We start from the raw sequence: 11,247 nt of genomic DNA on the forward strand, positions 1-11,247 counted from the left end.
GGGGCGGTGGCCTTAGCGCCAAACGCCCCGCGCGTCACCGGCCTATGGGTGCGGACGGTTTCAGGCGAGGCGGGCTTTTGGCAGGAACCGACGCCAGGCCAGCACGATCGCGGCGCCGATGGCCGAAATCGCGGCGTTCATGAACAGGGCGAAGCACAGCAGGAAAATCAGCACGCCGATCGCACCCGCCGGGGATGTGGCCGGCACGCCGTTCATGTTGAACAGGCCGGGAGACAGCACGGCGAGGACCAGACCGAGGATGGCCAAGGTGATCTGAAAGCTGGCCGCCACGAGAAAGGTCGTCGTGAACAGGCCGCCGAACGACGCCGTACGGATGTAGTGCATGGATTCCCCCCGGATCAGTGATTCCGGAATAGCAGGCTGCCGTCGCCGTAGGAATAGAACCGGTACCCGTCCTTCACGGCATGGGCGTAGGCGGCCTTCATCGTCTCCAGCCCGGCGAAGGCGCTGACGAGCATGAACAGGGTCGACTTCGGCAGGTGGAAATTGGTCATCAGCACATCGGCCGCGCGGAAGCGGTAGCCGGGGGTGATGAAGATCGCCGTGTCGCCGTGGAAGGCCTGCACCTCGCCCTCCGGCGTCGTCGCGCTCTCCAGCAGCCGCAGCGAGGTGGTGCCGACGCAGACGATCCGCCCCCCGGCGGCGCGGATTGCGTTCAGGGCCGCGGCGGTTTCGGCGGAGACCTCGCCCCATTCGCTGTGCATTTTATGGTCGGCGGTGTCGTCCGCCTTGACCGGCAGGAAGGTACCGGCGCCGACGTGCAGGGTCACCGCGTGGGTCGATACGCCCCGGGCCTCGAGTGCCGCCATCAGGTCCGGGGTGAAATGCAGTCCCGCGGTCGGCGCCGCGACCGAGCCGTCCCATTTCGCGAACAGGGTCTGGTAGTCGGTCCGGTCCCGGTCGTCCTCGGCCCGCTTCGCCGCGATGTACGGCGGCAGGGGCATGACGCCGACATCGCGGATGGCCTCGTCCAGCATCGGGCCGGCGAGGTCGAAGCGCAGCGCGACCAGACCGTCCTCGCCCTTGTCGACCACGGTGGCGTCGAGGCGGCCGAGCAGGCAGGCGCCGTCGGCCTGGCTGGCGAAGCGGATGCGGTCGCCCGCCTTGATCCGCTTGCCCGGTTTCATGAAGGTCGACCAGACGTCCGGGGCGTCGCGGTGATGCAGGGTCGCCTCGACCTCGACGGTCAGGGTCTCGCCCTCCGGGCCGGTCCGCTCGCGCACCCCTGACAGCCGCGCCGGGATCACCCGGGTGTCGTTGAACACGAGGGCGTCGCCGGGCCGCAGGAAGTCGGGCAGGTCGCGGACGAACCGGTCCTCCAGCCCGCCGTCCCGCACCACCAGCAGACGCGCGGAATCGCGCGGCTCGGCGGGGCGCAGCGCGATCCGGTCGTCGGGCAGGTGGAAGTCGAAAGCGGCGGTCTTCATCAGGCGGCGCAAAGGCCACGGCGCCGGCGCCCGGTCAAGGGTGGCCGGCTATTGCTCCTGACCGCCATAGCGGTGCTCAGCCGCCACGTAGTGACGATCAAGATCGGCGGGATCCATGCGGTGGCCAGTGGCTTCGGCGACCACCGCCGCGATGTCGTCATTGGTCTTGCCGGCGTCGCGCATCTGCTCGATCTCGTCGCTGATCATCTGAACGAACTCGGAGACCTCGAACCGCTCTTCACCCAGACCCAGGACCTGCCGCAGGCTGCGCTGGGCCTTGATGGCTTCGTCGAGGGTGAAAGTCAGTTGGTCCGTCATGGCGTCTTCTCCGGTGAGGCCGAACAACCGCCCGGTCGGGACGAGGTTGCGCGAGGTCCGTGAACCCTATGCGCGAAAGCGGGTTGGACGGGAATGGATATCGCCAGCTTCCTCCCCTCCCTCCTCATCGGAGCCGTCGCCAGCGCCCGCTCCATGACCCCGATGGTGGCGCTGGCCGGGGCGCATCTGGCCGGGCGCGAGACCCCGGGCCGCCTCGTCCTGCTGGACCAGCCGCTGTTCGCGGCCGGGGCCCTGGCCATGGGCGTTGGCGAACTGGCGGGCGACAAGATGAAGTCGGCGCCGGACCGGACGGTGTTCCTTGGCCTGCTGGCGCGGATCCTCAGCGCGGGCATCGCCGGGGCGGCCCTGGCGCCGCGCGGCCGCGAGCGGACCGGGGCCGGTCTGGCGGTCGCGACCGCCGTGCCGCTCGCCTGGCTGACCTTGGCAGGCCGCAAACGGGCGATGGACGAGATCGGACAGACCCGCAGCGGGCTGGTCGAGGACGCCATGGTCGTCGCCGCCGGGGTTGCCGTCGTGGCCTTCGCCACGGGCCGTCGCTAGCGCCTTCGCGTTGACCGGGCGGCCGGGAAACGGCAAAGCCCCTCCCATGCTGCATAACCTCGAAACACTCGCGCGCGAGGCCAAGTCCTGGCCTTTCGAACAGGCCCGCAATCTTCTCGCCCATGTGCTGAAGAAGCGGCTGTCGGACGCCGAGCGAAATGCGGCGAAGCTGCTGATCGACGCCGGCAGGGCGGACGAGGCGCTGGCGACCTTCGAGGCGCTGCAAAAGCCCGTCATCTTCGAGACCGGCTACGGCCCGTCCGGCCTGCCGCATATGGGCACCTTCGGCGAGGTGGCGCGCACGACTATGGTGCGCAACGCCTTCCGCGCCCTGACCGGCGATCACTGGCCGACGCGGCTGATCGCCTTCAGCGACGACATGGACGGGCTGCGCAAGGTTCCGGAGGGCATTCCCCACCCGGAGATGCTGCGCGAGGACCTGCACAAGCCGCTGACCGTGGTGCGCGACCCGTTCGGCACGCACGACAGCTTCGGCGCCCACAACAACGCCCGCCTGCGCGCCTTCCTCGACGGCTTCGGCTTCGACTATGAATTCCTGTCCTCGACCGAACAGTACAAATCCGGCCGGTTCGACGCGACCCTGCTGACCCTGCTGGAGCGGTTCGACGCGGTGCAGGCGATCATGCTGCCGACGCTCGGCGAGGAGCGGCGCGCCACCTATTCGCCCTTCCTGCCCGTGAGCCCCGTGACCGGCCATGTGCTGCAGGTGCCGACGCTGGAGCGCAACGTCGAAAAGGGGACAATCGTCTTCGACGACCCCGCGGGCGGGCGCACCGAGCTGCCGGTCACCGGCGGCCATGTGAAGCTGCAGTGGAAGCCCGACTGGGCCATGCGCTGGACCGCGCTCGACGTCGACTACGAGATGTCCGGCAAGGACCTGATCGAAAGCGTGCGCGAGAGCTCCAAGGTCTGCCGCGCCCTGGGAGGCGTTCCGCCCGAAGGCTTCAACTACGAGCTCTTCCTCGACGTCGAGGGCAAGAAGATCTCCAAGTCCAAGGGCAACGGCCTGACGATGGAGCAGTGGCTGCGCTATGGCACGCCGGAGTCGCTGAGCTGGTATATGTTCCAGTCGCCGAAATCGGCCAAGTCATTGCACTTCAACGTCATTCCTCGGGCCATCGACGATTATCTGGCCTTTATCGAGGCTTACAAGACCCAGGAGCCGGCAAAGCGGATCGACAACGCCGTCTGGTCGATCCACGCCGGGTCGCCGCCCGATCACACCTCGCCGGTGTCCTTCGCCCTGCTGCTCAACCTGGTCGGCGTCGCCAATGCGTCGAACAAGGACCAGCTGTGGGCCTATTTCGCCAAATATCTGCCCGAGGCGACGCCGCAGAACGAGCCGCTGCTGGACCAGCTGATGGACCGGGCGCTCAACTACTATGTGGACTTCGTGAAGCCGACGAAGTCCTACCGCCTGCCGGACGAGCGGGAGAAGGCGGCGCTGCTGGACCTCGCGGCGCGGCTGAAGGCCCTGCCGGCGGACACGACCGACGGCGAGGTGATCCAGAACGAGGTCTACGCCGTCGGCAAGGCGCACGCCTTCGAACCGCTGCGCGGCTGGTTCGGGGCGCTGTACGAAGTGCTGCTCGGCGCCTCGCAGGGGCCGCGGTTCGGCTCGTTCGCGGCCATCTACGGCCTGCCGCAGACGATCCGGCTGATCGAGGCCGGGGCCAGCGGCGAGCTGGCCTAGGTCGGCGGTCCGGCCGCATGGCGTGCGGCGCCGTACATGAACCGAATATAACGACGCGGCTCCGGGAGCCTTCACCTTGCGCCGCGCATTATGCCCTCACATCGACCAACTCGATGAAGGAGATGAGCCATGTCGAAGAACAACAAGATCACCGTCGCCCTGGCCTCGGCCGCCCTGCTGGCCGGACTGGCCCCGATGGCCCTGCCGACCGCCGCCATGGCGCAGCAGGCCAACGGCATCACCAACTGCGACGCCCCCGGCGGTCGCCAACAGACCGGCGCCATCATCGGCGCCCTGATCGGCGGCCTCGCCGGCAGCCAGATTTCCAGCAATGAGCGCGGCCTCGGCGCCGTGGTCGGCGCCGGCGCCGGCGCCGCCGCTGGTTCGTACGTCGGTTGCAACCAGCAGCGCGCCCGTCAAGCGTCGTCCTACAACTCGGACTACAGCTACAATAACAATAACGCCGGCGGCGACACCTACCGCGCCACGTCGAACCTGCGGGTTCGCTCGGGCCCCGGCACCAACTATGGCCAGGTCGGCAGCCTGTCGGCCGGCCAGACCTTCTCGGTCGTCGGCTCGGAGGGTGAATGGGTCCAGCTGTCGAACGGCGGCTGGGTCAGCGCCCACTACGTCAGCCGCTAGTCGCGCCGTATAACCAAGGAAAGGCCGCCCCCCGGGGCGGCCTTTTTGCGTCCGGCGCTACTGGCTGACCCAGAGGATGCGCCCCATCCAGACGATGTCGCGGCGCGTCAGGACGCGCGGCTCATAGGCCGGATTGACCGAGGCGAGGGTCACCGCCCGCGTGGTCAGCGCCGCCACCTCCTTGGCGAGGGTCTCGCCGCCCGTGGTGCGCACCACCACCCGGTCGCCCTTGCGCACGTCGGAGGCCTCTCGGTCGACGATGACGCGGTCCCCCTCGCGGTACAGCGGAACCATGGAATCGCCGGCGATCCGCAGGCTCAGCAGCGTCTCGCGCGGGCGCGGCAGTTCGGTTTGCTCCCAGCCGTCGCCGACCGGCAGGCCTGCGTCGTCGAAGAAGCCATCCTGCCCGGCCTGGGCCATGCCCAGCAGGGGCACGGTCGCCGCCCGCTCCGGCGCGTCATGGGCGAGGGCCGCGAACTCGCCCAGCGACACGCCGGTGGCGTGCAGGACCTGGGTCAGGCTTTCTGTCGACGGCCAGCGCGGTCTCGGCGGATCGCCCGGGCCGAAGCGTTTGGACGGATTGAAACTGGTCGCGTCCAGACCCGCCCGCCGCGCCAGCGCCGAGGCGCTGATGCCCTCCCGGCGCGCCAGGCCGTCGATCGCCTTCCAGAGCTGGCCGTGGGACAGGGGCATGGGCGCGGGTCCGGAGGGCGGCGTGGCCGATTCGCTGCAGAGTACCGGACAAGCGTAGGAATATCCACCTAATTATGCACTTTGCATACCGAGGAAAATATGCCTAAACATGGACCCGACAGGCCGGTACTGACTGAGATCGAGATTACACCCGCGATGATCGAGGCGGGCGTGCGTGTTCTGGCTAACTATGATCCGCGTTTTGAGTCGCCGTCCGAGTTGGTGGGTGAGCTGCTTTCGGAAGCGCTCCTAGGGGTGTCATCGGACAAGTCCCCGAGCCCCTCGACCTCGATACGTGTCGGTTCATAGACGTTCAGCAGAAAGCAGAAAACTCGCGCGGCCGCCAAAAACTTATCACGCAAGTCGCCCTCGTATTCGGATCCGACCTCTTTGATGTGGTGGACGCCCGCGCACTTCTGCGCCACCTCAGGTGTGTCGAACGATATGGCTTTTGCGGAGTGTGCAAAGGCGTTCCGAATGTCCTTCATAGCAAGGAGGTCGTGCTTGGCTTTCTTGCCCAGAATGCCGATTGCGTAGCCAATGTGGATCTTTGCCGAGAGCGAAGACAGCGCTCCGGTTCCGGAGAACAAATCATCGACCTCGGGCTGAGAAAGCTCGCGGAACCGGTCGCGGATCGTGCGTTCGAGCGCATTCTCGATTAGGCTGACGGAGATGATAACCGCCTCTAGGTCGCTTCCCTTGATCGACGCAGAGAAGCCATCCAGGTGATCAGAAAAGCTGACGGTATCGCGACTGAGGTGCTTTAATGAACTCCGCTTCGCCAAAAGACGCTCCCAAAGACACGGCCGAACGCCGCGACGAGGTGGTCAAGCGGATGCTCGCCACCCCGCCGCAGCCTAAGATGAGTCCCAAGAAGCGGAAGGCTTCTTCCGGCGCCGACGCGCCAGCCGCAAAGCCTGAAATCTAAACGTAGGCCGCGTCAGTTTGTCGGTACGTCAGGCGCTTGCCGATCGTTCCGATGATCGCAAGGTCCGTCCGTTCCCCATCGTTCACGCCAAGGGCGATGCGGGTGTTGTGGCGGAAGCCAAACTCGGTGACGTAACGGTTCAGGTGCTTCTCTGAGCAGTGCTGATAGACGCCCTTCATGCCCTTCTTGAAGACACCGAAGAAGCCTTCCGCGCTGTTCGTATTCACGTCGCCACGGGCGTACTCGCCTGCCGAATGCTTGACCGTCTCATGTGAGGCGAACACGTCGGCCGCGCCGACATAGAGTCGGCTTTCGTCCGTGTGGAGACGGGTCGCCTTGTCGACGTTTTCCATGACCAGACGCGACACCGTTGCCTTGTCGGCGACAGCGACGTGGAAGACCTTGGCCTTGCCGCCGCGCTCGACCAGAGCGCCGACCGGGCGGCTGTTGCGACGCTTCGGATTGCCCTTGAGGAAGGGCGAGCCATCGGTACGAGTCTTCGGTGAGACGGCGGGCTTGCCATAGTAGGTTTCGTCCGCTTCCACGACCTTGCCCTCGCCACCCAGCGGGGTGTCGTCGGTGTCGATCATCGCTTCGCGGATGCGGTGAGCCATGAACCAAGCCGTGCGATAGGAGCCCAGAGCTAGCTCCCGTTGCAGTTGGAGGGCGCTGATACCTTTCTTGCTGGCGCACATCAGATGCGTGGCCAGCAGCCACTTGTTCAGCGGAACCTTGCTGTCCTCATAGACGGTGCCAATCGTGGCGGTGAAGGGCAGATCGCAGGCCTTGCACTTGTACAGGCCCGCGCGGTGCGACTTGCCCTTGAGCAGGGTCGAGGCCTCGTTACCGACCACGCCGCAATGCGGGCAGGTCCGACCATCGGGCCAGCGCAGCTTCTCGAAGTGCGCACGGGCCGCGTCGGCGTCGTGGAAGATCGGATCTGAAAGCGTTGCGGTTGCCATGCACCTTGATACCGAGAATCATCGGGTATGTAAAGTGCATAGTTAGGAATATCCACCTAGCGCTGTTCAGCCTGCTCCAGGCCTTCGGCGCGGCGGTCGCGCCACGACTGGAGAACCCCGAGGGCGAGGGCCAGCAGGATGCCGTAGGTGGCCAGGTTCATGACCACATAGAAGGCCAGCAGCGGCGGCCGGCCGTCGAATACGGTCATGACGTGGATCATCACGATCAGGGACTGGCAGGCGCTGGCCCAGACGGGCCAGGAGCGACGGCTTTTCCACGCCACGCCGGCGTAGGCGGCCAGCAGGATCACGTCGAGCCCCATCAGGCCCCACTGGGCGCCGTACAGGCGGGTCTCGTCCTGGACCAGCAGGGAGGCAAGGGCGCCGAGCGCATAGACGACGCCGCCAATCCGCTCGGGCTCTTCGCCCTTCAGCAGGGCGAAGGTGACGACCGTCACCCAGATGGCGGCCCCGACCTGCGAATAGAGGGTGTCGAACACCGGTCCGTCTCCGTTCCGACCGCCTGACCGGCGGGGCTAGATCTCCCCGGCGCCCAGAGCGGCGGCGCGCCGCTCCTGCCAGGCCCAGAAAGTGCCGACGCCGAGCGCGATGAGCAGACCGTAGTTGGACATGTTGTTGACGGTGGCGAAGGCGTCCGACGGGGGGCGCAGGTTCGCCGCCACCAGCAGGTGGCCGGTGACAATCAGCGCCTGAAAGGCCGAGGCCCAGACCAGCCAGCCGCGCCGGCTGTGCGCGGCAAGGCCGAGGAAGACAAGCAGCAGGACAATGTCCATTCCCATCACGCCCCATTGCGGCGTGCTCAGGCTGCGATCATCCTTGATCATCAGCGTGCCGATGAACACCAGGGCATAGGCGGCGGCGGAAACCCGCTCCGGCTCATCGCCCTTCCAGAAAGCAAAGCCGATGACCAGCAGAGCGATGGCGAGCCCGACCTGACCATAAATGGTTTCAAACACAGAATCGCCCCCGCGCCTTAAGCACGGGAGCGACAATGCCTGAAGTCAGCGGAATCGGGAACGTCCGCTCGCCGACATTACGCGGAATTAAACCGCGCGGAGACGCTGTTCGGGGGCGCGGCCTTGGCCCTTGTCGTCGAAGGCGCCGGCGTAAACGCCATAACCCATCCGACGGTGGTCCTTGGCCAGTTCCTCGTGGCAGGCGACCATGGCCTGACGCGCGGCGCTGAGGCTGGCGATGGCCTCGAGCGCCTTCGCCTGGGAGTCGGCGCCGACCACGGCGGAGATGTTGAGCTCGTTGCGGGCGTTTATCATCGTCTGCACCAGAGCCGTGGCCTGGGCGATGGCGGCGTCCAGGGACTGCTCCGTCGCCTTGAGGTCGGTGGCTATGTTCGTGATCACTTGGGCCGTATTCATGGAAGCCTCCAAACTGAAACAGTAAACGAGAGCTTAACAGAAAACACTGGCATCCGGTAGGGTTTTGTTGACCACGATTTTCGCGACCTCGTGTTCCGGATACAGGCCGCCGATGGGCGGGGTGTCGCCGGGCTTGTCGAGCGGCCCGCCGGCCAGCGCGGGAAGGTCCAGCTTGCGGGCCAGGGCGGCGAGGGTGTGGTGGGTCTGGACGAGGTGGCCGCGCGCCTCGGCGAGGGCGCCGATCGCGGCGGCCGCGCCGCTGATGGCCCGGTGGCCGGTGACGGCGGACAGGCGGGCGTCGACCCGGGCTTCGGGCAGGGCGGCGGCGAGGGCCGCCGTGTCCGCCACGGCCCGGTCGACCGAGGCTTCGGCGGCGTAGAGGCGGGCGGCCAGCGCCTCGCCGATGCTGTGTCTGTTCATGTCGTCCTCCGCTGATGATGCCTCATCCTGGAAGACGCAATCGCGCGTTACAATGACTTGCAACTAGAGGTCGTAAGTCGACACCAGGAAGTGGGCGGTGAGGGAGGCGATGGGCTGCGCCTCGTCCTCCTGCCAGGCCTCGGCCAGCACATGCGCCACGCGGCGGCCGGCCTTGCTGATGCGGGCCCGGGCGTAAACATCGACCGGCCGGCCGGGGCGCAGATAGGCGACCGTGACATTGATCGGCCGGGGCAGGCGCAGGCGCGGATACGACAGGGCGACCTGGGCCACCGCCGTCAGCTCCAGCAGCGCCGCCGTGGCGCCGCCGTGCAGGGCGGGCAGCATGGGGTTGCCGATCAGCCGGTCCGCGAACGGCATGGTCACGGTCAGGCGGTCGCCGTCCTGGTCCGACGTCAGGCCGAGGAAACGGGCGTAGGGCAGTGTGTCCAGCAGCGGGCTCATTTGGCCGCCTCCGCGCCCGGTCGCGGGCCGCCGCCCGGCGTCCGGCCGTCGCTGGCGCTGAGGATATAGGCGGCCTGTGCGGCGGCGACGGGATCGTCCGGTCCGTCCTCGAACGCCCAGGCCCGGACGAAGGCGATGGAATGGGTCAGGCGATAGCAGCGCGCCTCGGCGATCAGGTCCCGCCGCGGCTCGGCGGCGCGCATATAGTCGACCCGCAGATCGAGGGTGGCGATCGGCTCGAACCGGTCCAGGGCGATCCACACCGCCAGGCCGCCGACGTGGTCCAGCAGGGCGGTGACCAGGCCGCCGGACAGCACCCCGGTGTCCGGATCGCCGACCAGATCCTCGCGCCACGGCACGCGAAGACGGACCCTGTCGCCCTCAAGGCCGTCATAGATGAAGCCAAGGGCATGGGTGTGGGCCGCGCCGGCGGCGAGCTGGGGCAGCAGGGAGACGAGAGTCGAAGGAGCCATGGTCTGCTATCAACCGGTCGCGGGCGGGGACGCAAGAGCCGCTCGCGCGTTCCCGCCCGGTAACGAGGAGCTGCATTCGCGCCCATGATCCGATTTGAGGACCTGCTCAGACCGACGCCGGCCGGCCTGTACTGCCCGCCGGGGGATTTCTATGTCGACCCGGTGCAGCCGGTCGAGCGGGCGGTGATCACCCATGGGCATTCGGATCATGCCCGGGCGGGCCACGGCGCGGTGCTGGCGACGCCGCAGACCCTCGCCATCATGGCCGAGCGCTATGGCGTCGATTTCGCCGTCCGGGAGCAGGCCGCCGCCCACGGCGAGACGACCTCGCACAAGGGCGTGGAGGTGACCCTGGTCCCCGCCGGTCACGTGCTGGGCTCGGCCCAGGCGGTGATCCGCTGGAAGGGCGTCACCATGGTGGTCTCGGGGGACTACAAGCGCCGTCGCGACCCGACCTGCCTGCCGTTCGAACCCGTGCCCTGCGACGTCTTTATCTCCGAGGCGACCTTCGGCCTGCCGGTGTTCGTCCATCCGCCCGACGGCGAGGAGATGGCGCGGCTGGTCCACTCGCTGCGGCAGTTCCCCGACCGGGCCCATCTGGTCGGGGCCTACGCCCTGGGTAAGGCGCAGCGTGTCATCCGGCTGTTGCGCGAGGCGGGCTGGGAGCGGACGATCTATGTCCACGGCGCGCTGGAGCGGCTGAACCGCCTGTATGAACGCGAGGGGATCGATCTGGGCCCGCTGGCCCCGGCGACCGGGCTGAAGCCCAACGCTCTCGGCGGAGAGGTGGTCATCGCCCCGCCGTCGGCGACGCAGGATCGCTGGGCCCGCCGCTTCGCCGATCCGGTGCTGGCCTTCGCCTCGGGCTGGATGGGGGTGCGGGCGCGCGCGCGCCAGCGCGGGGTGGAGCTGCCGCTGGTGCTGTCGGACCACGCCGACTGGCCCGAGTTGATCGCCACCTTCACCGAGCTGCGGCCCGAGGAGGTGTGGATCACCCATGGCCGCGAGGAGGGATTGCTGCGCTGGTGCGAGCTGAACGGCCAGCGGGCCCGGGCATTGCGGCTGGTCGGCTATGACGACGAGGACGAGGAGGCCGCCCCGGACACCCCGGCCTAGGTTCTGGACTCATAAGCCCTGAGCCAGAGGCGTGTTGAGGCGAGCAGGACGGCGGCGAGGAAGTTGCGGGCCAGCTTGTCGAAGCGGGTGGCGATGCGGCGGAAGTGCTTGAGCTT

General features: G+C 67.6%; 16 protein-coding genes and 1 pseudogene. 4 read left to right on the forward strand and 13 right to left on the reverse strand.

Translation table 11 applies throughout. From position 1 onward, the window contains the following. Positions 1-60: 60 nt before the first annotated feature. Genes ACK4JY_RS08770 through ACK4JY_RS08780 form a run of 3 tightly spaced genes read right to left on the reverse strand, consistent with a single transcriptional unit; the run spans position 61 to position 1,766 of the window. Positions 61-345 (reverse strand): hypothetical protein, encoded by a 285-nt coding sequence (locus ACK4JY_RS08770; RefSeq protein WP_409604760.1) that lies wholly within the window; start codon positions 343-345, stop codon positions 61-63. A 14-nt stretch (positions 346-359) separates the two neighbouring features. After that, positions 360-1,448: a tRNA preQ1(34) S-adenosylmethionine ribosyltransferase-isomerase QueA gene (gene queA, locus ACK4JY_RS08775; protein WP_409604762.1), complete on the reverse strand. Its 1,089-nt coding sequence runs from the start codon at positions 1,446-1,448 to the stop codon at positions 360-362. 48 nt (positions 1,449-1,496) lie between these two features. Then, positions 1,497-1,766, reverse strand: coding sequence for a hypothetical protein (locus ACK4JY_RS08780; RefSeq protein ID WP_409604764.1), 270 nt, complete (start codon positions 1,764-1,766; stop codon positions 1,497-1,499). 93 nt (positions 1,767-1,859) lie between these two features. Here ACK4JY_RS08780 and ACK4JY_RS08785 point away from each other — a divergent pair, with 93 nt between their 5' ends. The 3 genes from ACK4JY_RS08785 (at position 1,860) to ACK4JY_RS08795 (ending at position 4,683) form a co-directional block, all read left to right on the forward strand. Then, positions 1,860-2,327 carry a hypothetical protein gene (locus tag ACK4JY_RS08785; RefSeq protein WP_409604766.1) on the forward strand — a complete coding sequence of 156 codons (468 nt, stop codon included), beginning with the start codon at positions 1,860-1,862 and terminating at the stop codon, positions 2,325-2,327. 46 nt (positions 2,328-2,373) lie between these two features. Beyond that, on the forward strand, positions 2,374-4,041 hold the full coding sequence (locus ACK4JY_RS08790) for a lysine--tRNA ligase (RefSeq protein ID WP_409604768.1): 1,668 nt from the start codon (positions 2,374-2,376) through the stop codon (positions 4,039-4,041). 129 nt (positions 4,042-4,170) lie between these two features. Next, the gene (locus tag ACK4JY_RS08795; RefSeq protein WP_409604770.1) at positions 4,171-4,683 is read left to right on the forward strand and encodes an SH3 domain-containing protein; all 513 of its coding nucleotides are present in this window, start codon (positions 4,171-4,173) and stop codon (positions 4,681-4,683) included. 57 nt (positions 4,684-4,740) lie between these two features. Here ACK4JY_RS08795 and ACK4JY_RS08800 read toward each other — a convergent pair whose 3' ends face one another. The 9 genes from ACK4JY_RS08800 to ACK4JY_RS08840 all read right to left on the reverse strand — a co-directional run bounded on the left by ACK4JY_RS08800 (position 4,741) and on the right by ACK4JY_RS08840 (position 10,015). Continuing rightward, positions 4,741-5,376: a helix-turn-helix transcriptional regulator gene (locus ACK4JY_RS08800; RefSeq protein WP_409604772.1), complete on the reverse strand. Its 636-nt coding sequence runs from the start codon at positions 5,374-5,376 to the stop codon at positions 4,741-4,743. Between the two features lie 188 nt (positions 5,377-5,564). Then, positions 5,565-6,161 (reverse strand): MltR family transcriptional regulator, encoded by a 597-nt coding sequence (locus ACK4JY_RS08805; protein ID WP_409604773.1) that lies wholly within the window; start codon positions 6,159-6,161, stop codon positions 5,565-5,567. A 139-nt stretch (positions 6,162-6,300) separates the two neighbouring features. Further along, complete coding sequence (locus ACK4JY_RS08810; protein ID WP_409604775.1) at positions 6,301-7,266, reverse strand: IS1595 family transposase; 966 nt, start codon at positions 7,264-7,266, stop codon at positions 6,301-6,303. 56 nt (positions 7,267-7,322) lie between these two features. After that, entirely contained in the window at positions 7,323-7,766 is a 444-nt protein-coding gene (locus ACK4JY_RS08815; RefSeq protein ID WP_409604777.1) for a hypothetical protein, read from the reverse strand. A 36-nt stretch (positions 7,767-7,802) separates the two neighbouring features. Further along, positions 7,803-8,243: a hypothetical protein gene (locus tag ACK4JY_RS08820; RefSeq protein WP_409604779.1), complete on the reverse strand. Its 441-nt coding sequence runs from the start codon at positions 8,241-8,243 to the stop codon at positions 7,803-7,805. 87 nt (positions 8,244-8,330) lie between these two features. Beyond that, entirely contained in the window at positions 8,331-8,660 is a 330-nt protein-coding gene (locus tag ACK4JY_RS08825) for a hypothetical protein (RefSeq protein WP_409604781.1), read from the reverse strand. 33 nt (positions 8,661-8,693) lie between these two features. Next, positions 8,694-9,080 carry a hypothetical protein gene (locus ACK4JY_RS08830; RefSeq protein ID WP_409604783.1) on the reverse strand — a complete coding sequence of 129 codons (387 nt, stop codon included), beginning with the start codon at positions 9,078-9,080 and terminating at the stop codon, positions 8,694-8,696. Between the two features lie 63 nt (positions 9,081-9,143). Beyond that, positions 9,144-9,542 carry a PaaI family thioesterase gene (locus tag ACK4JY_RS08835; RefSeq protein WP_409604785.1) on the reverse strand — a complete coding sequence of 133 codons (399 nt, stop codon included), beginning with the start codon at positions 9,540-9,542 and terminating at the stop codon, positions 9,144-9,146. Continuing rightward, positions 9,539-10,015 carry a PaaI family thioesterase gene (locus ACK4JY_RS08840; protein WP_409604787.1) on the reverse strand — a complete coding sequence of 159 codons (477 nt, stop codon included), beginning with the start codon at positions 10,013-10,015 and terminating at the stop codon, positions 9,539-9,541. Before ACK4JY_RS08840 ends, ACK4JY_RS08835 begins: the two co-directional genes overlap by 4 nt. A gap of 84 nt (positions 10,016-10,099) precedes the next feature. Here ACK4JY_RS08840 and ACK4JY_RS08845 point away from each other — a divergent pair, with 84 nt between their 5' ends. Further along, the gene (locus tag ACK4JY_RS08845; RefSeq protein WP_409604789.1) at positions 10,100-11,131 is read left to right on the forward strand and encodes a ligase-associated DNA damage response exonuclease; all 1,032 of its coding nucleotides are present in this window, start codon (positions 10,100-10,102) and stop codon (positions 11,129-11,131) included. Here the strand turns inward: ACK4JY_RS08845 and ACK4JY_RS08850 are convergent. Then, a pseudogene (locus ACK4JY_RS08850) lies at positions 11,128-11,247 on the reverse strand (IS5/IS1182 family transposase); the annotation flags it as partial. The gene ACK4JY_RS08845 and the pseudogene ACK4JY_RS08850 sit on opposite strands and share 4 nt — an antisense overlap.

The organism is Brevundimonas sp., assembly GCF_046295595.1.
Lineage (GTDB): Bacteria > Pseudomonadota > Alphaproteobacteria > Caulobacterales > Caulobacteraceae > Brevundimonas.